The 22,317-nt window shown below is 35.6% G+C and carries 21 protein-coding genes; 16 read left to right on the top strand and 5 right to left on the bottom strand.

Annotation, left to right across the window (positions count from 1 at the left end; translation table 11 throughout):
- Positions 1-28: 28 nt before the first annotated feature.
- The 5 genes from hutH to MKY70_RS18745 all read left to right on the top strand — a co-directional run bounded on the left by hutH (position 29) and on the right by MKY70_RS18745 (position 6,215).
- Complete coding sequence (gene hutH, locus MKY70_RS18765) at positions 29-1,546, top strand: histidine ammonia-lyase (protein WP_341025508.1); 1,518 nt, start codon at positions 29-31, stop codon at positions 1,544-1,546.
- Positions 1,547-1,569: 23 nt separating this feature from the next.
- A complete protein-coding gene (gene hutU, locus MKY70_RS18760; RefSeq protein ID WP_088031079.1) occupies positions 1,570-3,228 on the top strand; it encodes a urocanate hydratase in 1,659 nt (552 codons plus the stop codon).
- A gap of 12 nt (positions 3,229-3,240) precedes the next feature.
- Entirely contained in the window at positions 3,241-4,512 is a 1,272-nt protein-coding gene (gene hutI, locus MKY70_RS18755) for an imidazolonepropionase (RefSeq protein ID WP_088031078.1), read from the top strand.
- Positions 4,491-5,462: a formimidoylglutamase gene (gene hutG / locus MKY70_RS18750; protein WP_002128542.1), complete on the top strand. Its 972-nt coding sequence runs from the start codon at positions 4,491-4,493 to the stop codon at positions 5,460-5,462. The genes hutI and hutG overlap by 22 nt, the downstream gene beginning before the upstream one ends.
- Before the next feature lie 291 nt (positions 5,463-5,753).
- Positions 5,754-6,215, top strand: coding sequence for a CarD family transcriptional regulator (locus tag MKY70_RS18745; RefSeq protein WP_170935206.1), 462 nt, complete (start codon positions 5,754-5,756; stop codon positions 6,213-6,215).
- 538 nt (positions 6,216-6,753) lie between these two features.
- Here MKY70_RS18745 and MKY70_RS18740 read toward each other — a convergent pair.
- Positions 6,754-7,848, bottom strand: coding sequence for an NAD(P)-dependent alcohol dehydrogenase (locus tag MKY70_RS18740; protein ID WP_088031077.1), 1,095 nt, complete (start codon positions 7,846-7,848; stop codon positions 6,754-6,756).
- Positions 7,849-8,280: 432 nt separating this feature from the next.
- Between MKY70_RS18740 and MKY70_RS18735 the strand changes: the two genes are divergently transcribed.
- From MKY70_RS18735 to MKY70_RS18710, 6 genes are all read left to right on the top strand, one after another.
- Positions 8,281-9,408 carry an alkene reductase gene (locus MKY70_RS18735; protein WP_088031076.1) on the top strand — a complete coding sequence of 376 codons (1,128 nt, stop codon included), beginning with the start codon at positions 8,281-8,283 and terminating at the stop codon, positions 9,406-9,408.
- A 67-nt stretch (positions 9,409-9,475) separates the two neighbouring features.
- Positions 9,476-11,044 (top strand): FMN-binding glutamate synthase family protein, encoded by a 1,569-nt coding sequence (locus MKY70_RS18730; RefSeq protein WP_088031075.1) that lies wholly within the window; start codon positions 9,476-9,478, stop codon positions 11,042-11,044.
- Between the two features lie 325 nt (positions 11,045-11,369).
- Positions 11,370-12,848 (top strand): sodium/proline symporter PutP, encoded by a 1,479-nt coding sequence (gene putP / locus MKY70_RS18725; RefSeq protein WP_002142737.1) that lies wholly within the window; start codon positions 11,370-11,372, stop codon positions 12,846-12,848.
- A gap of 340 nt (positions 12,849-13,188) precedes the next feature.
- Positions 13,189-14,127 (top strand): ring-cleaving dioxygenase, encoded by a 939-nt coding sequence (locus tag MKY70_RS18720; RefSeq protein WP_341025504.1) that lies wholly within the window; start codon positions 13,189-13,191, stop codon positions 14,125-14,127.
- Positions 14,128-14,154: 27 nt separating this feature from the next.
- Positions 14,155-14,769 (top strand): alpha/beta hydrolase, encoded by a 615-nt coding sequence (locus MKY70_RS18715; protein ID WP_063219777.1) that lies wholly within the window; start codon positions 14,155-14,157, stop codon positions 14,767-14,769.
- 137 nt (positions 14,770-14,906) lie between these two features.
- A complete protein-coding gene (locus tag MKY70_RS18710) occupies positions 14,907-15,701 on the top strand; it encodes a phosphotransferase (RefSeq protein ID WP_088031072.1) in 795 nt (264 codons plus the stop codon).
- A 136-nt stretch (positions 15,702-15,837) separates the two neighbouring features.
- On the opposite strand, the gene MKY70_RS18705 is transcribed toward MKY70_RS18710, so the two are convergent.
- Positions 15,838-17,370 carry a BA3702 family sensor histidine kinase gene (locus tag MKY70_RS18705; RefSeq protein ID WP_088031071.1) on the bottom strand — a complete coding sequence of 511 codons (1,533 nt, stop codon included), beginning with the start codon at positions 17,368-17,370 and terminating at the stop codon, positions 15,838-15,840.
- Positions 17,371-17,606: 236 nt separating this feature from the next.
- On the opposite strand from MKY70_RS18705, the gene MKY70_RS18700 reads away from it, so the two are divergent.
- A complete protein-coding gene (locus MKY70_RS18700) occupies positions 17,607-17,978 on the top strand; it encodes a VOC family protein (protein WP_002066597.1) in 372 nt (123 codons plus the stop codon).
- Between the two features lie 20 nt (positions 17,979-17,998).
- Here MKY70_RS18700 and MKY70_RS18695 read toward each other — a convergent pair whose 3' ends face one another.
- Positions 17,999-18,808, bottom strand: a complete 810-nt coding sequence (locus MKY70_RS18695) for a YitT family protein (RefSeq protein WP_016096337.1) — start codon at positions 18,806-18,808, stop codon at positions 17,999-18,001.
- Between the two features lie 143 nt (positions 18,809-18,951).
- On the opposite strand from MKY70_RS18695, the gene MKY70_RS18690 reads away from it, so the two are divergent.
- The 3 genes from MKY70_RS18690 to MKY70_RS18680 are packed head-to-tail and all read left to right on the top strand — an operon-like array spanning position 18,952 to position 20,492.
- Positions 18,952-19,755 carry a protein phosphatase 2C domain-containing protein gene (locus MKY70_RS18690; protein ID WP_341025502.1) on the top strand — a complete coding sequence of 268 codons (804 nt, stop codon included), beginning with the start codon at positions 18,952-18,954 and terminating at the stop codon, positions 19,753-19,755.
- A 15-nt stretch (positions 19,756-19,770) separates the two neighbouring features.
- Complete coding sequence (locus MKY70_RS18685) at positions 19,771-20,223, top strand: N-acetylmuramoyl-L-alanine amidase (protein ID WP_107886502.1); 453 nt, start codon at positions 19,771-19,773, stop codon at positions 20,221-20,223.
- 17 nt (positions 20,224-20,240) lie between these two features.
- The gene (locus tag MKY70_RS18680) at positions 20,241-20,492 is read left to right on the top strand and encodes a DUF2164 domain-containing protein (protein WP_002033529.1); all 252 of its coding nucleotides are present in this window, start codon (positions 20,241-20,243) and stop codon (positions 20,490-20,492) included.
- Positions 20,493-20,514: 22 nt separating this feature from the next.
- Here MKY70_RS18680 and MKY70_RS18675 read toward each other — a convergent pair whose 3' ends face one another.
- A complete protein-coding gene (locus tag MKY70_RS18675; protein ID WP_000160409.1) occupies positions 20,515-20,727 on the bottom strand; it encodes a CsbD family protein in 213 nt (70 codons plus the stop codon).
- Between the two features lie 171 nt (positions 20,728-20,898).
- Positions 20,899-21,711, bottom strand: a complete 813-nt coding sequence (locus MKY70_RS18670; protein ID WP_341025499.1) for a GNAT family N-acetyltransferase — start codon at positions 21,709-21,711, stop codon at positions 20,899-20,901.
- A gap of 152 nt (positions 21,712-21,863) precedes the next feature.
- On the opposite strand from MKY70_RS18670, the gene MKY70_RS18665 reads away from it, so the two are divergent.
- Positions 21,864-22,067 (top strand): hypothetical protein, encoded by a 204-nt coding sequence (locus MKY70_RS18665; protein WP_012261408.1) that lies wholly within the window; start codon positions 21,864-21,866, stop codon positions 22,065-22,067.
- Positions 22,068-22,317: the final 250 nt, after the last annotated feature.

The following is a 22,317-nucleotide window of genomic DNA, read 5'->3' as shown; positions in this document are numbered from 1 at the left end:
CCTTTTGCCTTTATAAGGAGGAAAAAGAATGATTACGTTAACAGGACACACATTGACAGTTGAAGAAATGAAGAGGTTGTTACTTGAAGGTGAAGGTGTAACAGCTTGCCCAACTAGTATGCAAAAAGTGGCAGAGTGCCGCGAAGTTGTCGAGAAAATTGTAGAGGACGGAAAAGTCGTTTACGGTATTACAACTGGATTTGGAAAGTTTAGTGATGTACTTATTCAAAAAGATGATGTAAAAGCACTTCAACACAACTTAATTCAGTCACATGCGTGCGGAATAGGCGATCCATTCCCTGAAGAAGTATCACGCGGTATGTTGATTTTACGAGCTAATACGATGTTAAAAGGAGTATCGGGTGTTAGACCACTTGTTGTAAACATGCTTCTTGAGTTTGTAAATCGTAAAATTCATCCAGTCGTTCCGCAACAAGGATCACTAGGAGCGAGCGGTGATTTAGCACCTTTATCTCATCTTGCTCTCGTTTTATTAGGTGAAGGTGAAGTGTTCTACAAAGGAAAACGAGTTCATGCGATGGTTGCTCTTACAGAAGAAGGACTTGAACCTATTGAACTTGAAGCAAAAGAAGGTCTTGCGTTAATCAATGGTACGCAGGCAATGACAGCGCAAGGGGTTCTTTCTTATATAGAAGCTGAAGCAAGTGCTTATCAATCAGAATTAATTGCATCGATGACAATGGAAGGATTACGCGGCATTATTGATGCATTCGATGAAAATGTTCATAAAGCGCGTGGTTATAAAGAGCAAGTCGAAGTGGCAAGCAGAATTCGTGATATTCTTCATGATAGTAAACTTGTGACAAAACAAGGAGAACTTCGTGTACAAGATGCATATTCACTTCGTTGTATCCCGCAAGTTCACGGTGCTTCTTGGCAAGTTTTAAATTATGTGAAAGAAAAATTAGAAATTGAAATGAATGCAGCAACAGATAATCCACTTATTTTTGATGGCGGTGAAAAAGTAATCTCTGGTGGTAATTTCCACGGACAACCAATTGCATTTGCAATGGACTTCTTAAAAGTAGCGATGGCGGAGCTTGCAAATATTTCAGAGCGCCGTATTGAACGCCTAGTAAATCCGCAATTAAATGACTTACCACCATTTTTAAGTCCAGAACCAGGACTTCAATCAGGTGCCATGATTATGCAATATGCAGCGGCTTCACTCGTTTCAGAAAATAAAACGTTAGCTCATCCAGCGAGTGTAGATTCAATTCCGTCTTCAGCTAACCAAGAAGATCACGTAAGTATGGGAACAATCGCTTCACGTCATGCGCATCAAATTATTCAAAATGCAAGACGCGTTCTTGCAATTGAGATGATCTGTGCGATGCAAGCAGCAGAATATCGCGGAATTGAAAACATGAGTACAGTTACAAACACGTTCTATCATCAAGGTCGTCAGCAAGTGCCTTCTATTACAAATGACCGTATATTCTCAACGGATATTGAAAATATCGCGCATTGGTTAAAAACGAATTATTCAATAAAGGAAAGATTGGATGTAAATGCAGCACTATAAAACGAGAAAAGGGAGAGATTGAAATGGAAAAAGTACAACAAACAATTCGTGCGGCAAGAGGTACTGAGTTACAAACGAAAGGATGGGTTCAAGAAGCTGCACTTCGAATGTTAATGAACAATTTAGATCCTGAAGTAGCTGAAAAACCAGAAGAATTAGTTGTGTATGGCGGAATTGGCCGTGCAGCTCGTAATTGGGAAAGCTACCATGCAATTGTTGATTCATTAAAAACGTTAGAAAACGATGAAACGTTACTTGTTCAATCAGGAAAACCGGTAGCAATTTTTAAATCACATGAAGATGCGCCTCGCGTTCTTTTAGCGAACTCAAATTTAGTACCGAAGTGGGCGAACTGGGATCACTTCCGTGAACTAGAGAAAAAAGGTCTTATGATGTACGGACAAATGACAGCGGGTAGCTGGATTTACATTGGGACACAAGGGATTTTACAAGGAACATATGAAACATTTGGTGAAGCGGCACGTCAACATTTCGATGGTTCATTAAAAGGTACTGTAACGATTACTGCTGGTTTAGGTGGCATGGGTGGCGCACAACCGCTTGCTGTAACGATGAACGGCGGTGTTGTAATTGCTATTGATGTAGATAAGCGTAGTATCGATCGTCGTATTGAAAAGAGATATTGTGATAAGTATACAGAATCATTAGAAGAAGCATTGGCTATTGCAAACGAATATAAAGAGAATAAAGAGCCTATTTCAATTGGATTATTAGGTAATGCAGCAGAAATTTTACCTGAGTTAGTAAACCGTAATATTATCCCTGACTTAGTTACGGATCAAACTTCTGCCCATGATCCATTAAACGGTTATATTCCAGTAGGTTACACAGTAGAAGAAGCAGCGAAGCTTCGTGAAGAAGATCCAGAACGTTACGTACAATTATCAAAAGAAAGTATGAAAAAACATGTAGAAGCAATGCTTGCAATGCAAGAAAAAGGCGCGATTACATTTGATTACGGAAATAACATTCGCCAAGTTGCTTTCGATGAAGGATTAAAAAATGCTTTCGATTTCCCGGGATTCGTTCCAGCATTTATCCGTCCATTATTCTGTGAAGGAAAAGGACCATTCCGCTGGGTAGCACTTTCTGGTGATCCAGAAGATATTTATAAAACAGACGAAGTTATTTTACGCGAGTTCGCGGATAATGAGCATTTATGTAATTGGATTCGTATGGCACGTCAGCAAGTTGAGTTCCAAGGTCTTCCATCACGTATTTGTTGGCTTGGTTATGGCGAGCGTGCGAAATTTGGCCGCATTATTAATGAAATGGTGGCTAATGGTGAATTATCAGCACCGATCGTTATCGGGCGTGACCATTTAGATTGTGGATCAGTAGCATCTCCAAACCGTGAAACAGAATCTATGAAAGACGGTAGTGATGCAGTAGCAGACTGGCCAATTTTAAATGCATTAATTAACAGTGTAAATGGTGCAAGCTGGGTGTCTGTTCATCACGGTGGTGGCGTTGGTATGGGTTATTCACTTCACGCTGGAATGGTTATCGTTGCAGATGGAACAGAAGCAGCGGCAAAACGTATTGAACGCGTATTAACTTCTGACCCTGGTATGGGTGTTGTTCGTCACGTTGATGCTGGCTATGACTTAGCGGTTCAAACTGCGAAAGAAAAAGGCGTTAACATCCCAATGATGAAATAAGGAGGAAGAAACATGCTGGACACTTTACTAATAAATATCGGTCAATTACTAACAATGGATCAAGAAGATGGCTTGTTAAGACAGGAAGCGATGAATACGCTTCCTGTTATTGAAAACGGTGCGGTTGGAATTGAAAATGGTGTAATTACTTTTGTTGGAACAGCGGAAGAAGCTAAAGGATTACAAGCGAAAGAGGTTATTGATTGCGGCGGGAAAATGGTGTCTCCTGGTCTTGTTGATCCGCATACTCATCTTGTATTTGGTGGATCTCGTGAAAATGAAGTCGCGCTAAAACTACAAGGAGTTCCGTACTTGGAAATTTTAGAACAAGGCGGAGGTATTCTTTCAACTGTAAATGCAACGAAACAAGCGTCGAAAGAAGAACTTGTTCAAAAAGCTAAATTCCATTTAGACCGTATGCTATCTTTCGGAGTTACAACTGTAGAAGCGAAGAGTGGTTACGGATTGGATGATGAGACAGAATGGAAACAATTAGAGGCAACTGCACAATTACAAAAAGAGCATCCAATTGATTTAGTTTCAACATTTTTAGGTGCTCATGCAGTTCCGAAAGAGTATAAAGGAAAATCGAAAGAATTTTTACAATGGATGCTAGATTTATTACCGGAAATGAAAGAGAAGCAATTAGCTGAGTTCGTTGATATTTTCTGCGAAACAGGTGTGTTCTCTGTAGAAGAATCAAAAGAATTTTTATTAAAAGCGAAAGAGCTTGGCTTTGATGTGAAAATTCATGCAGATGAAATCGACCCTCTTGGTGGTGCGGAAGCAGCGGCTGAAATTGGTGCAGCATCAGCGGACCATTTAGTTGGCGCTTCTGATAAAGGAATTGAAATGCTTGCGAATTCTAATACAGTAGCAACTTTATTACCAGGAACAACTTTCTATTTAAATAAAGAAAGCTTCGCACGCGGCCGCAAAATGATTGATGAAGGCGTTGCAGTTGCTTTAGCTACAGACTTTAACCCAGGTAGCTGTCCAACTGAAAACATTCAGCTTATTATGAGCATTGCGATGCTGAAACTGAAAATGACACCAGAAGAAGTTTGGAATGCGGTAACAGTGAACTCATCTTATGCCATTAATCGAGGCGATGTAGCTGGGAAAATTAGAGTTGGTCGTAAGGCGGATTTAGTTTTATGGGATGCTTATAATTACGCTTACGTACCGTACCATTACGGCGTAAGTCATGTAAATACAGTATGGAAGAATGGGAATATCGCATATACAAGAGGTGAACAATCGTGGAGCACGGCCACTATTTAAAGAAAAATGCAAAGTTTATCGATCGTGAAGTGACGAAGTGGAGCGAAATGATTAAAAATTGGGAGGAAGGTGTGGAAATATTCGGTGCTGCCTTAATTGGAGCGCCCCTTTCTAAACCATCTATTAGCCATTCAGGAGCATGTTTTGCACCAAAAACAATTCGTTCAATGTTGGATGCATATAGCACGTACGCAATTACAGAAGAACACGATATGAAAGAAAGTGTTCTTCATGATTGTGGTGATATTACGATGCATGTGACAGATATAAAAGAGAGTCATAACCGAATTGCGAAAACAGTTGGTCACTTGACGAAAGTAAATCCGAAAATGATACCAATCGTTCTTGGTGGTGACCACTCGATTAGTTTTCCGAGTATAACTGGTTTTGCAAATAGTAAAGGGAAGGTCGGTATTATTCAATTTGATGCCCATCATGATTTACGTAATTTAGATGATGGTGGTCCATCAAATGGTACACCGTTCCGTAGTTTGCTAGAAAATGATGTGATTACAGGAAAACAGCTCGTTCAAATTGGGATTCGTAATTTTTCAAATGCACGAGCGTACCATGAATATGCAAAAGAGCATGGCGTGACAGTGTATACAATGAAAGATGTAAGAGAGCGAAAAATAAAAGATCTTATTTCAGAAAGTATTGAAGTATTAAGAAAACAAGATGTGACTTCTATTTATATTTCTCTTGATATGGACGTACTAGACCAAGCGTTTGCGCCGGGCTGTCCAGCAATTGGCCCTGGTGGGATGGATAGTACAACTTTACTTGATGCAATTGAATTCCTTGGTAAAGAGCCACTCGTTCAAGGGATGGATATAGTAGAAATTGATCCAACTCTTGATTTTAGGGATATGACGAGTAGAGTAGCTGCGCAAGTGATTATGAGTTTTCTTTTAGCGCGAGAAACGATTAGTAAACAGGTTAGTATATAAGCGAAGGATCGTGTGTGAAGTTTTGAAGCAACCGTTTTTGTCATTATATAAAAATACATCGCTACTTATATGTAGTGATGTGTTTTTTTGTTTTACAAGGTATATAAAATTGGAGAAAATGGGTGTAGAAATGTAACAAAATCGCGGGTTTTTTAGTGTTTCTGTACAGCTTGAATTTTTATGTGTAAATAAATTGACATAGAAAATAATTTTGTGATATTATAAAAATTTTGCTAAAAAAATAAATGTGTGTTAAGATTGAGAAGGTTACCATATATGGAGGTGGATTATTTGTTTCAAATTGGCGATAACATCGTTTATCCAATGCACGGAGCAGGTATAATTAAAGCCATAGAAGAAAAGGAAATCTCAGGAGAAAAAAGACAGTATTATGTTATAAAAATGTCGGCTAGTAATATGGAAGTAATGATTCCTATGGGGAAAATATTGAGTTCAAATATACGACCAGTTACAGATATAAAGGCATTAACAAACATAATAGATATTTTTCAGCATGGGGAATCAGATAGATTACTTACGTGGAAACAAAGGTATAAATTAAACACTGATAAAATAAAAACGGGTAAAATACAAGAAGGTGCTGAAGTTGTACGTGATTTATTACGTATGCAGAAAGAAAAAGCACTTAATGCAAGCGAAAAGAAAATGTTAGATAACGCACATGAATTTTTGATTAGTGAGCTGGGATTAATTGAAGGTATCACAGAAAATCAAATAAAAAGCTTTTGTTAAGATTCATTGTAGATAATGTATTACATCCCAAAAAAGATCTTGAATTTTTTGGGAATATAATTATAGAAAATCAATCATTTCAAAGACATTCAACTCTTTCAAACCACTTTTAGAGCATTAACCTCTTTTGTTATTACTACAATTTAATCCATTTTTATTTTTTAATTTCTTTTACGAATGTTCGAAGTTTAATTAAATAACTCGATAAAATAGTTACTTGATTTTTGCAATCCTGATTCACACTGGCACGGACGAGGAGCCGTAAGGATGAAAGAGAGGTAGGGCTTTCATTGTTTTAGGTATATAAGTTATTATTTTTAGAAGAATACTGAACCACTCCCACTTCTATTGTTAAGAGATTTTCCATATGTGAGGAGATAATAATTGTTTATTTTCTTTATTTAAAAGAGATAAACGAATTGTTAGCCTTATATGGTCAACTAAAAAAGGTTTCCTACTTAGGAAACCTTTTTAATTTTATTTATTCCATTTCAGGATATTTTTGTTTTGTTAGTTATCGGGAAAAAGTAAACAAATGTTACTCCATTACGATAATAGGTTTAATCGTTTTTCCTGTTTTAGAATCTTCAAATGCTTGAGCAATTTCTTCAAAAGAATAGAATTGTACAAACTTATCGAATGGGAATAGTCCTTTTTGATAGAAATTAATTAATTTTGGAATGAATAGTTGCGGTACTGCATCACCTTCAACTACCCCTTTAATTGTAATAGCTTTTACGACAATTTCATTTGTTACGTTTAAAGTTAAATCCTTTTTACCAACAGCAACAGTTGCCATTGTACCTTTTACTCGTAAGCATTGAATGGATTGCAGTGTAACAGTATTTACGCCAGTTGTTTCAAAGGAGTAATTAGCTCCACCGTTTGTAATTTCTTTAATTTTGGCAACTGGATCTTCGTTTAAGCTATTAATCGTGTGTGTAGCCCCTAATTCCTTCGCTAATTCTAAACGACTATCATGAATATCAATGGCAATGATTGTAGTACATCCAGCAATTTTAGCTGCCATTAAGCCACTAAGGCCAACCGCACCGGTTCCAAATACAACTAGGCTACTACCTGGTTTTGGCTGTAATGAATTTAGGATCGTACCGCTACCAGTCATAATTCCACAACCAAGTGGTCCTAACAAACGTATATCAACATCTTTCGGTACTTTTACAGTATTATTCTCATTAACAACGGCATGGTATGCGAATGAAGATTGGCCGAAGAATTGAGAAATGTCATTATTGTTAAGATCGTGTATAGGTGTTACATGGCGTTTGTTTTTTCCAGAGAAGTTTAATTCAATCATATTTTCGCAAGCAGCAGCATTACCATCTAAGCAATTTTCACAATGACCACAGTAAGAAAATCCAAGTACAACATGGTCACCAGGTTTAACCGATGTTATATTACTTCCCACTTTTTCTACAATACCAGAACCTTCATGTCCTAAAACAACTGGTTTTGGTGTTGGCATTGTACCGTCTAAAACTGTTGCATCTGTATGACATATACCCGAAGCGATAATTTTTACTAATACTTCATCGTCTTTAATATCGTTTAAGTATACTTCTTGCATATTAAAATCTTTTTCAGGTGTAGAAACGATAGCTTTTGTTTTCATTGTTATCCTTCTTTCTAAAAATTAAATAAGAAAAAATACTTTCAACTATCTAGGAGTCTTTTATTAGTTCCTAAAATTTCGTTGGTATAATTAAAAAACAAATGAATTATTGAAACCTCGTTAGTGTAAGTTTGAACATAGTACACTGGAAACAGGTTCTTTTTGGTTAGTAAATAGTTAAATAATTAATTACCAATATATTCTATAGTAATAAAACTAGAAAAAAAGAAAACATCCACTTAATAAGTATTTTCCTCATCCACTTACTGGACATTAGAATAAACAGTAGATTCCTGAATTTCAGAATCCTTAAAGTTAAAAACGGTTAGTTTTATTATACGAATATTCCTACGTAAGAGCGTATAAATTGACGTTACTATCTAAAAGTAAGTATGATGCGATTATAGTTAGATTTTTTTAGGGGGAAGAAAAATGACAAGTTCAAATAATAAAGCGGCAAGTATTTATGAAGGAACAAATATAAACGCTTGGGGGTCTTTTGAAAATATTGAAGAAACGAAGTTATTTCATCCGATTCAAATTGGATCTTGGTCTCTTCGTAATCGCATAGCGATGGCACCGATGACGAGATGTTTTGCAAATAATGAGACTGGGGTAGTTGGTACTGATGTAGTAGAGTATTATCAAAAACGTGCTGCTGATGGGATTGGATTAATTATTACAGAAGGAATTGTCATTAGCCCGAGAGCAAAAGGGAATCCGGGAGTACCAGGTATTTATACACAAGCGCAAATTGATTCTTGGAAACCTGTTACAGAGGCAGTACATAAAGAAGGCGGAACGATTATTGCTCAAATATGGCATGTTGGACGTATGAGTCATCACGAAATAATTGGTGGTCAAATGCCGCAAGCACCGTCTGCTATTGCTGCGGAGGGTAATGTTCCGCGTTTTCGTAAACCGTTTGATACACCAGAAGCAATGACAATAGAAGAAATAAAAGAAGTTGTCGATCAATATGCACAGGCTGCAAAAAACGCAATCGAAGCTGGATTTGATGGTGTAGAAATTCACGGTGCACACGGATATTTAATTGACCAATTTACTTATGAATTTGCGAATAAACGTACTGATAAATACGGCGGTGACTTAAAACAAAGGTTAACGTTTATGAAAGAAGTTGTTCAGGCTGTAATTGAAGCAGTTGGAGCTGATAAAACGCTTCTTCGCTTCTCTGCCTTTAAAGGTGATAATCCTACTTATATGTGGGAACATCCTGAACTTGCAATTGAAACGTTTGTAAATATGTTTAAAGAAGTTGGATTAACGATGATTCACCCTTCAACGATGAATTATACGCAAGTTATTGCTGACGGTAAGAATTTTCATCAATTAGTAAGAAAGTATTGGGATAGTACTATCGTAGGAGTAGGTAATTTGAATCCGAAAGAGGCAGAAGAAGCACTGCAAGAAGGAACAATTGATGTAGCGGCGTTCGGAAGACCATTAATCGCTAATCCAGATTTTGTTCAGCGAATTAAAAATGCTGAAAGTTTGGTTGAATATGACGCGAAAGAGCATCTTGCTACATTAATTTGAATAAAGATAAAAGGAGAACACATCAGGTGTTCTCCTTTTATTATGGATTTTCATAGGAGGAAGCGGGATGAGTGAAACGCTACTCGTTATTATTAGTATATTGCTCTTATTGATGTTACTATTAATCATTTTTTTTATTATTACATTTTTTATTAAAAAACGGACGCATCATTCTATATTAAAGTTACATCCATACTTAGGAAGGATGCGTTATTTACTTGAAAAGATAGGACCGGAATTTAGGCAATATTGGTTTGATCATGATACGGATGGAAAGCCCTTTTCACGTTATGATTTTCAAAGTGTAATGTTTCTAGCAAAATACCGTTCAGAAATACTCGGTTTTGGATCAAAACGAGATTTTGATGCATCTGGATATTATATCGCTAATACATTATTTCCGAAATTAACAGATGAATTAAGTGTGAATGTAACGAAAGAACGTGAAGGGAAAAAGTATGTGATTCATAAAGAAGGGTTATTTTCACGAAGAGAAAAATTGACAGCGGATACAACGAATCTTTGGTTATATGAAGAAGATGATGCAATTATCGTCGGTGAAAACCGCAAATATCCGTGGAAACTGTATGGCATGTTTGGCGCATCAGCAACTTCTTACGGTGCGATTGGCGAAAATTATATTTTGGCAAGTGGATTTGGCGCGAAGATGGCTGGCGGTTCATGGATTAATACGGGGGAAGGTGGTGTAATACCGGAACATTTACATACGGGTGCAAATATCATTGCCCAAATTGGTCCGGGATTATTTGGATACCGTGACGAGGACGGGAATTTTTCGATGAAGGAATTTATGGAGAAGGCGAAAGAAAGTAATATTAAAGCGTTTGAATTGAAATTTGGGCAAGGAGCAAAAATACGTGGTGGTCATTTAGAAGGACAGAAGGTAAATGAGAAAATCGCTTCCGTTCGGAAAGTACGAGAAGGAGAAACGATTAATTCGCCAAATCGTTTTTCATTTATTAGTAGTGCCGCAGAGGCTTTATATTTTATTCAAGATTTACAAGAAAACGGTGGTAAACCAGTGGGCATGAAAATTGTAATTGGTCAACAAAAGCCTTTGGAAGATTTATTAAAAGCAATGAAAGAATTAAACATCTATCCAGATTTTATTACAATCGACGGTTCAGAAGGTGGATCAGGGGCAACATATAAATCGATGGCAGATAGTATGGGGCTTCCGCTTATACCGGCATTACTTACATTTATTGATACAGCAAATCATTACGGTGTCAGGAATAAATTAAAGGTGTTTGCCTCCGGGAAATTAATCACGCCAGATAAAGTGGCGATTGCTTTAGCTATCGGTGCAGATGCCGTAAATTCAGCACGCGGATTTATGATGGCAAGCGGTTGTATTATGGCACTTCAATGTAATTCAGGGCAATGCCCATCGGGGGTTGCAACTACGAATCCACACTACCAAAAAGCATTAGATCCGTATGAGAAAAAATGGCGAGTAATGAACTATGTTATTAGTATGAGATATAGTTTGTTCTCACTTGCGGCAGCAGCGGGAGTAAAGAGCCCGCGCCATTTAACGAGAGAGCATATTGTGTTTAAAGATGAGGTGGGGCGGATAGTTCCTCTTTCAGAATTGTTTCCTACTAGTAAATAGAAGATAAGCTATGTTTAATAAATTAAAAGTCATACATTCGTATGGCTTTTTTCTTTTAAAATTCAACTAATAAACGAATGAAAATAAGGTGTGAAAAAACGCCATTTTGTTTTCTGAATATTTTCACTTTAATTTATTTTAAAAACCGGGTAATCCACTGGGATAAAGGCGTTTATAAAGGTTTTCACATGTAGTGAAAAGGGCTTGTTCACTTGAAAGAACAAAAAATGTTTGTTAAGGTAGGGAACCATAAGCGAAAACAAGAAAATAGAAAAAGTCATTTTTCGAAATTTTGAATGGCTTATATAACTAAGGGAGAGATTTGGTGAAGATTGAGATTATGGTTTCGCTTGCTATTTATATGGCAGGTATGTTGTATATCGGTTATTGGTCCTATAAGAAGACATCCGATTTATCAGATTATATGTTAGGCGGAAGGGGACTCGGTCCAGCAGTTACAGCTTTATCAGCTGGTGCTTCTGACATGAGTGGTTGGATGCTAATGGGATTACCTGGTGCGATGTATGCAACAGGATTATCAAGTGTATGGATTGCGATAGGTTTATTAATAGGTGCTTATGCAAACTATTTAATTCTTGCCCCGCGTTTGCGAACGTATACAGAAATGGCAAATGATTCAATTACGATTCCAGATTTTTTAGAAAATCGGTTTAAAGATCGTACGAAAATACTTCGTTTTGTCTCCGCTATCGTCATTTTAGTGTTTTTCACATTTTATGCGTCAGCTGGTTTAGTTTCAGGTGGACGTTTGTTTGAGAATTCTTTCAATCTTGATTATAAAATTGGTTTATTTGTAACTGTCGGTGTCGTTGTTGCTTATACATTATTCGGTGGCTTTTTAGCAGTAAGTTGGACCGACTTTGTGCAAGGTTGTATTATGTTTATTGCTCTTGTGTTAGTGCCAATTGTAGCTTTTACAGATGTCGGTGGTGTAACAGAAACATTCAATACGATTAAGCAAGTTGATGCATCGCATTTAGATATGTTTAAAGGTACTACAATTCTTGGTATTATTTCATTTTTAGCATGGGGTCTTGGGTATTTTGGTCAACCGCATATTATTGTTCGCTTTATGGCAATTACCTCTGTTAAAGATTTAAAAACTTCTCGTAGAATCGGTATCGGTTGGATGACGATTTCAATTATAGGTGCAATGCTTACTGGTCTAATTGGTATTGCTTATTACGCTAAAAATAATGAGAAATTACAAGACCCAGAAATGGTCTTTGTAACATTCTCAAACATTTTATTCCATCCGTATATTACTGGATTTTTATTGTCAGCTATTTTGGCTTCGATTATGAGTAGTATTTCCTCGCAATTACTCGTTATTTCAAGTGCTGTAACGGAAGATTTCTATAAAACATTTTTCCGTCGTAACGCAAGTGATAAAGAACTTGTATTTATCGGTAGACTGTCAGTATTAGTAGTAGCTATGATCGCAGTTGTTTTAGCGTATCATCCAAGTGATACAATTTTAACACTTGTCGGTTATGCTTGGGCAGGATTTGGTTCAGCATTCGGACCCGCCATTTTATTAAGTTTATATTGGAAGAGAACGAACAAATGGGGCGTTCTTGCTGGGATGATTGTAGGTGCAGTAGTAGTAATTACTTGGGTACAAATTCCAAGTTTAAAAGCGACAATGTATGAAATGGTACCTGGATTCTTCTGTAGCTTATTAGCTGTTATTGTTGTAAGTTTATTAACGAAAGAACCAGTTAAAGCAATTCATCGTGAATTTAATGAGATGGAAGCAGTGTTGGAAGAGGAAACGAAATAATTAGCGAAGAGAGTAAATGCTAACTAGCATTTACTCTCTTTTGATTTAAAATGAAAATAAGTGCTTGTTGACAACTAAAAGTAAGTAACTTATAATAAATATTGAGTTCGAGATAATTTATTTCCGAATAAAGATTTTAGATGGAGTAAATATTTTTTGGGGATTATCTCGAATTCGAGATGAATTCAGTGATATAGAAGATAATGCGTAACTTCACAGCTTATATCTCGAATTAAAGATAAAATCATAACGATGGATTTTACTTTGCAGTATGGACAAAATGAATAATGAATTTTAATGTATAAAAGTTTTTAAAATGAAATAAAAAGGGGTGGAGAAAGTGGAAAAGAAAACGATGGGAATTCATCACATTACAGCAATCGTGGGTCACCCACAAGAAAATGTAGATTTTTATGCAGGTGTATTAGGATTGCGTTTAGTAAAACAAACAGTTAATTTTGATGATCCAGGTACGTATCATCTTTATTTTGGTAATGCAGGAGGAAAGCCTGGAACAATTATTACGTTTTTCCCATGGGCAGGTGCTCGTCAAGGTATTATTGGGGACGGTCAAGTAGGCATTACGTCTTATGTCGTACCAAAAGGTGCAATGGAGTTTTGGGAAAATAGATTAGAAAAATTCGGTGTGCTGTATACAAAGATGACTCGATTTGGCGAACAGTATTTAGAGTTTGATGATCCACACGGTTTGCATATAGAATTAGTAGAAAGAGAAGCAGGCGAATTAAATACGTGGAGTTTTGGAGAAGTTACGCCAGAAGTAGCAATTAAAGGATTTGGCGGTGCTGTCCTTTTATCTGCACAACCTCAAAAAACTGCTGAATTGTTAGAGCATGTTATGGGTCTTGAGAAAATTGGAGAAGAAGGTGAATTTGTTCGATTCCGTTCTTCTGCTGACATTGGAAATATTATTGATTTGAGGTTATCGACAATCGGGCGTGGTCAGATGGGTGTTGGTACAGTCCATCATATTGCTTGGAGAGCGAGTGACGATGCTGATCAGCTAGACTGGAAAGAGCATGTGTCTCGTTTTGGATATGGTGTAACCCCTGTACAAGATCGAAATTATTTTAACGCGATTTACTTTAGAGAACACGGCGAAATCTTATTTGAAATTGCAACAGACCCTCCTGGTTTTGCCCATGACGAATCTTTAGAGACGATGGGTGAGGAGTTAAAATTACCGGACCGATACGAACAACATAGAAAACAAATTGAACAGACACTCTTACCATTTGAAGTGAGAAATCTAGATTAAAGTGATTGAAAGGGGAAAAGGAATATGATGAAACATGTTTTTCAAAAAGGAAAAGATACATCAAAACCAGTATTGTTATTGCTTCATGGTACAGGAGGAAATGAATTAGATTTATTACCGCTTGCAGAAAGAATTGATCGGGAAGCTTCTGTATTAAGTGTTCGTGGAAATGTATTAGAAAATGGGATGCCTCGTTTCTTCCGCCGATTAGCAGAAGGTATTTTTGATGAAGAGGATCTTGTTTTCCGTACGAAGGAATTAAATGAATTTTTAAATGAAGCAGCAAAAACATATGAATTTGATAGAGATAATATCGTAGCTGTTGGGTATTCAAATGGAGCAAATATTGCAGCGAGTTTATTATTCCATTATGAAAATGCATTAAAAGGTGCCATTCTTCATCATCCAATGGTCCCAAGAAGAGGGATAGAACTTCCTAATTTAGTAGAGAAAGCAGTGTTTATTGCTGCTGGAACAAATGATCCAATTTGTTCACCTTCTGAGTCAGAGGAATTGAAGGTGCTATTAGAAAATGCAAATGCTAATGTAACAATACATTGGGAAAATAGAGGGCACCAATTAACGATTGGTGAAGTAGAGAAGGCAACGGAATGGTATGAAAAAATGGTTTCACAGGCATAAATAGTAGACTAAATCGAGTGTAAAATCATAAAGGTTTTATACTCGATTTTTTTGTTGCAATTTAAGGGGTTAAAAGAGAATAGGAAAGTTATGTTAAAATATAAAGAAAATGTAGAATAATGGAGGGGGACTATTAGATGTCAAACTACGAAAATGAAGAAATGCTAACGGGAGGGAATGTCTCAAACGTATATCGTTCGGAAGATACTGTTCGACGAGAATTAAAGCAAGGCAGTACCAAAATTCATAAGCTATTAAATCATTTGGAAAACAAAGGTTTTAGTTATGCACCAAAGTTTTTAGGTATTGATGATAAAGATAGAGAGATATTATCATTTATTGAAGGAGAAGCTGGTAATTACCCTTTAAAAGAGTACATGTGGTCTAATGATGTTTTAAAAGAAATAGCGAAGATGCTCCGTCTTTATCATGATGCTGTGAGTGATTTTACGTTATCAGATGATTGGAAACCGATGGATAATACTCCAAATAAAATAGAGGTTGTATGCCACAATGATTTTGCAATATACAACATTATTTTTAATAACGAAAAACCAGTAGGTATTATTGATTTTGATGTTGCTGGTCCTGGACCAAGACTTTGGGACATAGCCTATACTCTTTACACTTGTGTCCCATTAAGTAGAGTTTATTATAAGGAAACAGGTGCGGCGGTTTATTATAATTCATTACAGCATGCAGACCGCATAAAGCAAAGAGTTAAATTGTTTTTTGAGTCCTATAAAAGTGATGGCATCGCCGAGGATTATTTGGAGATGGTACTTCTACGATTAGAAGGATTATGTAAATACATGAAAAGAAAAGCACTAGAAGGCGATATGAACTTCCAAAAGATGATAGATGAAGGGCATCTTGAACATTATGAAAATGATATTCAGTTTATTCGTAAACATGGAAAAGAGTGGATTTAATAAAATAAATCGTATACAAAAATAAAGCTCAGAGTCATATAGGGACTTTGAGCTTTTTAACGTATTAGTGTAGATGTTTTCCACAATAACCCGACTACTTATAACAGATGTCTTTTACTATATTAATGTAGCATAGTTAAGAGTTTGTTACAGGCTGAGCTGTAGCAATCGGTAATTGGATATCGACAGTTGTTCCTATGTTTAATTCACTGGAAATGAATAATTTTCCGTGATGCTCTTGAATGATTTTATAGCACATCATTAAGCCAAGGCCAGTTCCTTTTTCTTTCAAGCTATAAAAAGGTTCGCCAAGACGAGCCATGCGCTCTTCAGGAATCCCACAACCTTCATCCATAATGCGTATTGAAACAAAATCATTTTCTAACGAAGTTGTTTGAATGAATATGTTACCACCATCAGGCATCGCCTCGATTGCATTTTTTAATATGTTAATCAAAACTTGTTTTAATTGATTACTGTCACATTGAATGTCAGAAATATAATCGAAATGATCCATGATGATATGAACGCTATGCATAACTGCTGTTGGTAAAATAAAAGTTACAACTTCTTCAATTAATGTTTGTACGTTGCATGTATGAATAGATAACACTTGTGGTTTAGACATCGCCATAAATTGGCTTGTTATAGATTCCATTTGTGAAATTTCACTCAACATAACGTCTACATACCATTTATTTTCCTCATTTATTTCTGGATGTAATAATGTTAAAAATCCTTTTAATGAAGTGAGTGGGTTTCTAATTTCATGGGCAATTCCAGCTGTCAGTTGTCCTACTACTGCAAGCTTTTCGGATTTTCGTAATAACTTTTCAGTTTCTTTTAGTTCGGTAACGTCCCTTCCCATCACTATAAGACCTTTGCGTGAGCCATCAGGATGGAAGAGTGGAACTTTTGAAATGCTTAAAACTAGGTCGAAATCATTTCTATGTATAATAAATTCCTCTCCGTGAAGAATTTGTCCTTTTTGCCATGTTAGTTCATCGACTTCTTCACAATGCAAAAAAGATTCGCGGTATGCTTCGTTATATTGAATGAGTTCATTATCTCTTTTTCCATGATAAGGAACGTTATGAAAATTGAAACAAGAAAGCGCATAGTCATTCGCTTCAAGCCAGCGTCCTTCATGATCCTTAAAAATAACAAATGCAGGCATTGAATTCATTAATGTGCGTAATCGTTTCTCACTCTCTTGTAATACTTTCTCAATTCTTTCTGATTTTTCAAGGGGTTTCATAATGGCGTATACACCTGTTAAACGGTTTTTAACAAAAATAGGAACTAATTTTGTTACGACATCTAGTGAATATCCGTCTTTATGATAAATAGAGACGATATACTCTTTTTGATTGTCAGCTGCAGCATTTTTTATGTATTGTAGCACTTGATCAGAAATATGTGCTTCTAAAATAGAAGTGATTGTTTTTCGCTCTAATTCGTTAGAAGTATAACCTAATATTCTTTCCGCAGAGGGATTAATATGTAAAATAACTCCTTCTAAATTCAATGAAATAATACTATCAGGGTTATGTTCAAAAAGAGATGCATACATTTCTGCTAAAGAACGATTTTGTATATGGTTTCGCAAGCGCTCCGATACGTTTGGGTGACGCTTTTTTTGAGTAGATGAATGTTTTTTACGACTCATAATATTTCCTCCGTACAACTAGCATCTAAAAAAGATGAATCTAGTACTAACTATAATATAGGTGCAATGTGTATTTCTATAAAAAATGGAAATTATATAATAAATTTTCTTTTTTATTTTTAGTGGAAGGTAAAAAAGGGTAGTAATAAGAGAATCTTATATTGCTTTATTAATATTTTCTAAGTTACATGAATGTATTTTCGTTATAACATTAGAATAGAAGAGGGGGAAGGAAGATGAAAAATTATATTCAAGGAATTGACCATGTACAAGTAGCTGCACCCGTAGGATGCGAAGAAGAAGCGCGAGAATTTTATGGTAATAAAATTGGAATGGAGGAAATTCCAAAGCCGGAGGAATTAAAGAAGCGTGGTGGGTGTTGGTTTAAGTGTGGAAATCAAGAGATTCATATCGGAGTTGAGCAAAACTTTAATCCAGCTAAAAAAGCGCATCCAGCTTTTTATGTTTTAAAAATTGATGAATTTAAACAAGAGTTAATAAAGCGAGATGTTGAAGTAATAGATGATAATGCACGACCAGATGTAATTAGATTTTACGTATCAGATCCGTTTGGAAATCGAATTGAATTTATGCAAAATAAAAACTAGGTGAAGGTCCACCTAGTTTTTTATGCTTTTCTAAACAATCCTAATACTTCAACAGTTTCTGTAATATTAACGAATGCATGAGGATCAATTTCGGAAATCGTTAGTTTCATACTTGCTAACTCTTCACGAGAAACGACTGTCATAAGTACACGTTTTTTTTCGTTTGAATAAGCACCTTCACCATCAAGTAACGTAATTCCGCGTACTACAGTTGAAAGAAGCTTTTTTTTCATTTCTTCCGCTTGATTTGTTACAATCATAAGTGTAACTTTACGATGTTTTGTATGAACGGCATCAATTACTTTACCAGTTACATAAATTGAAAGTAAGCTTGTAAGGGCAACATCCCAAGTGAAGAAAAATCCTGCAATGACAACAACAACAGTATTTAATGCAATAAGGAATCCACCAAGTTTAATATCTCGCTTACGAGATAACAACATACCGATAATATCAAATCCACCAGTTGAACCATGGCAGTTAAAGACAAGACCAATACCAGCTCCGGCGATGACACCGCCAAATACAGATGATAAAAGTGGATCTGTTGCTACGACTTTTACTGGAACATAGTATAGTGCAACAGATAATACAATTACAGAAACAACCGTGTTAAAAATTACTTTTTTTCCAAGACCTATGTATCCTAAAATAAGGATAGGTAAGTTCAATACAAAGTTAATAATACCTGTGTTTACAGGGGTTACAATCCCTAAAATAATAGCAATTCCGCCAATTCCACTACTTAAAATTTTATGGGGGATAAGGAAAAGATTAAAGGCAATTGCGATAATAATAGAACCAAAAATAACACCAAGAAATCTGACCATCTCTTTCCCGTCCTTCACTAAATAATCATATTATTTCAAGATTATATATGAAATTGAAAGTTTTTGGGGAAAACAGTTTATTTTGGAAAATTAGATTAATCTAAATAGTTCGAGTGTTTGATAAATTGGGAGGGGATACAGATATGAAGATAACGACGTATCAACAGAAGAGTCCTTTAAAACAAGAGTGTGAGGATTCATTTTTTTGTAATGAAGATAAAATGATTTACGGTGTATGCGATGGAGCAACACCGTTAGTTCCATTTTGTGATGAAGAAGGACATAATGGAGCATACATCGCTTCACATTTATTTGCAAGTCATTTTACTTCGCTACGAGAGATCAATAGTTTACAAGATGAAGTTGCAAAGGCGAATGAATTATTGCAAAACAAGATGCTAGAGTACAAGGTTGATACGAGAAAAAAAGAACAGCTGTGGTGTACATGTATTGCAGCAGTTCAAATAGAAGGCGAAAAACTTGAATATGCACAGTTAGGTGATTGTATGATCGTTGCAATACTTCAGGATGGAGCGATGAGAGTATTAACGAAAGATACGGTTCAAGGAATTAGTAAACGTGCAAAAAAGAAGAGAGAGGAAGATAGAGAAAAGGGATTACCTGTACCTGAGGAACACGTTTTTCAAGATGTTCGGGAGCAGTTAAAATACAATCGCTATCTTGCAAATATGCCAAACGGCTACTCAGTTGCAAATGGGATGAAAGAAGCTATGGATTATTTACAATATTGTGAATTACATGTAGCTGAAGTAAGTGGGATTTTTATTTGTTCAGACGGATTGTTTCACCCAGAGTGGTCGTTAGAACAAACTGTAGCATATATAAGAAAGAATAGTATAAAAGAATATGTAGCAATCATTGAAAGGCTAGAAGGAGAAAATAGAATAAGACCAGATGATAAAACAATTATTATAATTGATTTTTAAGGGGAGGAAGTTCAAATGGAAATTAAATGTGTAAATTTAACATTTCAAGATGAATTAGTTCCTTTAGAGAAAGTAAATAAACTGATTGTCCACCATACGTCAGAAGATGGATGGGATGTGTATAAAACCCACGAATTTCATCAAAAGGTAAGAGGATGGAGCGGGATTGGTTACAATTATTTTATTGAAGAAGATGGAACTGTAGTCGAAGGGCGAGGTTTACATATTGGAGCACATGCGAAAGATAATAATAGTGACACAATTGGAATATGTATGACGGGAAATTTTGATAAATATGATCCAAATACTGCACAAATGAATTCATTATATTCTTTATGTAAAATGTTTATGAAGCAGTTTGCCATAGAGAAAGGAAATATACTCGGCCATAGGGAGTTAGAAGGGGTTACAAAAACTTGTCCAGGAAATCGCTTTTCTATGGTAGAGTTAAGAAAAGTATTATCTTAAATATAGAGGAGTAACGAATGATGATGAACATAAAAATAACGAATGATAAAAAAGAAGAGCTTGTAGCACAAATTCAGCAATTTTTCGTTGAAGAAGATTTAGATGAAATTGGACGTTTTCAAGCAGAACGTTTAATAGAAGAAATGATAAAGTTAGTAGGACCATTTGCATACAATCAAGCAATTGGAGATGCAAGAAAGCTTGTAAGTGAGAAATTAACGAATATTGAAGAAGATTTGTATGTGTTAGAGAAGAATGAGGGTAAATAAAAAGAGCCAGATGGCTCTTTTTTTATTTGTTTTCTTTATGTTCTTTATATTCATGTACTTTTTCTTTTACATTACCGACAGTATCTTTAGCAGTGCCTTTCACCTTATCCCATTTTCCCTCGGCTTGTAATTTTTTATTGTCAGTTACTTTCCCGACAACTTCCTTTACTTCACCCTTTACCTTATCAATGGCACCTTCTACTTTTTCTTTTAAACCATGATCATGTTTAGTCATACATTTCTCCTCCTTGTAGTTTGAGTAGAATTCTCTTTTCATATTGCAAGTTGAATGATGTATCTAGTAATAGCGTAACAAATTTAGTTTGAATATTCAAATGAATAACAGGATAGAAAGCTAGTTGTCATAAAATGTATACATTCGTAATGGAAAGAAAAAGAAAGTTAATTATATGTCTTTCGCAGTCCATATTGATTTTGTATAAGCAATTTTCATATGGGCACGTTCCATATTATTTTGACTGCCGCTACCAAATCGAGCTTGTCCAACTATTAAATTGCAATTGGATTCAAGAGCGGTCTCAATTCGTTTTTGAATTAATACGGTATGACAACCTTTACGTTGAAATTCTGGCAAAGTAGCAGAAGCAGCTAATGAAGCAACACCTTTATTTATATAAAGTACCCCTATACTAGCAGGAGTGTTTTGAACTTCGGCTATGAAAAAATGCCATCCTGGTTTATTGTAAAGAATTTCATTATTTTGACGAACACCATTTTTTGTAAAGGACGGCATATTAAATCCACGTACATAAATATCTGCAAAAGTATGAAACTCATTTTCTTTCAGTTTGCGTACTGAAATGTTAGAAGGGGGAAGTAAAAAATCTTGTCCCGGTATACTATATAAAGCGGTATGGAAGCTAGATTGGTAAAAGCCTTTTTGAGATAAGTATTGAAATAGTTCAGTTGTGCCTTGAGCCGGTGTAATTTCAAAACGGCAAGGGATTTGTAGTGATTGATAATAAGAGATGATTTCATCTATCTCATCTGTATTTGTAAATGCAATGCCCTTTACTGTGTTAAAAGTAGGACCAGCAATTATTTTTGATGAAAAGGCAGTAGCACTCCCGAACTTTTTCATTTGTACTTGCATTGGGTTGCCGCTTATTGTTTGTAGTGCCTCTAATCTAGAAGAAAGCATATGTATTTCTGCGTTTTCAATTTCTTGTGCTGTATTGACTGTCATAATTGTACTCATACGATTCCTCCGTCAATTAATATAGTTCATAATACATATACGATTTTTCTTCTGAGATTCCTGTTGAAATGTAAGAGAATAAGAGGTTTTTTGGAAGGGAAATGGAAGCGAACTGTCGAAGGGAGTGGAAACAGATTAAAGGTGGTGCTCTCATGAAACAGAAAGACGTGCAGACATGCTCTCATTGCGGTTCTCAAAACATAGGAGAAGGTGAGTTTATCGGTTATGCACAAATACGGAAAAAGGAAACGATGTTCACATCTTCACCAGTGGATGCTTATATTTGTACAGATTGCGGGAATATCCTTTCATTAAAGGTACGGAATTATGAAAAGTTTAAGCAGAAGCCGTTATGATTGTTAAGAAGTGGTAATATAAAACGTCGTATACGAAAGATCTTACATTAAGTTAATTTAATATAAGTGACATTTTACATATATATGAGTACGCCTTAAAAAAAGAGATAAAAACATATACTGTATGAGATGCTCATCATTCATTACATGAAGCAGAAAAATATATAGAAGAAAAAGTAGTCATCTTAGAATGGTTCATAACGAAAACTCCTTTAAATGAATAAAGGAGTTTATTTATTTTTTATAACAA

Source organism: Bacillus sp. FSL R9-9492, from assembly GCF_038007365.1.
GTDB lineage: Bacteria > Bacillota > Bacilli > Bacillales > Bacillaceae_G > Bacillus_A > Bacillus_A mycoides.
This window is presented reverse-complemented; position numbering and strand designations above follow the sequence as displayed.

Coding starts and splice junctions, on each gene's coding strand:
- MKY70_RS18705 (WP_088031071.1), bottom strand. CDS start 17,370: ATGAGTCGTAAAAAACATTCATCTACTCAAAAAAAGCGTCACCCAAAC.
- hutI (WP_088031078.1), top strand. CDS start 3,241: ATGCTGGACACTTTACTAATAAATATCGGTCAATTACTAACAATGGAT.
- MKY70_RS18710 (WP_088031072.1), top strand. CDS start 14,907: ATGTCAAACTACGAAAATGAAGAAATGCTAACGGGAGGGAATGTCTCA.
- MKY70_RS18715 (WP_063219777.1), top strand. CDS start 14,155: ATGAAACATGTTTTTCAAAAAGGAAAAGATACATCAAAACCAGTATTG.
- MKY70_RS18695 (WP_016096337.1), bottom strand. CDS start 18,808: ATGGTCAGATTTCTTGGTGTTATTTTTGGTTCTATTATTATCGCAATT.
- MKY70_RS18700 (WP_002066597.1), top strand. CDS start 17,607: ATGAAAAATTATATTCAAGGAATTGACCATGTACAAGTAGCTGCACCC.
- hutU (WP_088031079.1), top strand. CDS start 1,570: ATGGAAAAAGTACAACAAACAATTCGTGCGGCAAGAGGTACTGAGTTA.
- MKY70_RS18670 (WP_341025499.1), bottom strand. CDS start 21,711: ATGAGTACAATTATGACAGTCAATACAGCACAAGAAATTGAAAACGCA.
- MKY70_RS18740 (WP_088031077.1), bottom strand. CDS start 7,848: ATGAAAACAAAAGCTATCGTTTCTACACCTGAAAAAGATTTTAATATG.
- MKY70_RS18690 (WP_341025502.1), top strand. CDS start 18,952: ATGAAGATAACGACGTATCAACAGAAGAGTCCTTTAAAACAAGAGTGT.
- MKY70_RS18730 (WP_088031075.1), top strand. CDS start 9,476: ATGAGTGAAACGCTACTCGTTATTATTAGTATATTGCTCTTATTGATG.
- MKY70_RS18735 (WP_088031076.1), top strand. CDS start 8,281: ATGACAAGTTCAAATAATAAAGCGGCAAGTATTTATGAAGGAACAAAT.
- MKY70_RS18675 (WP_000160409.1), bottom strand. CDS start 20,727: ATGACTAAACATGATCATGGTTTAAAAGAAAAAGTAGAAGGTGCCATT.
- MKY70_RS18680 (WP_002033529.1), top strand. CDS start 20,241: ATGATGATGAACATAAAAATAACGAATGATAAAAAAGAAGAGCTTGTA.
- MKY70_RS18665 (WP_012261408.1), top strand. CDS start 21,864: ATGAAACAGAAAGACGTGCAGACATGCTCTCATTGCGGTTCTCAAAAC.
- MKY70_RS18685 (WP_107886502.1), top strand. CDS start 19,771: ATGGAAATTAAATGTGTAAATTTAACATTTCAAGATGAATTAGTTCCT.
- hutH (WP_341025508.1), top strand. CDS start 29: ATGATTACGTTAACAGGACACACATTGACAGTTGAAGAAATGAAGAGG.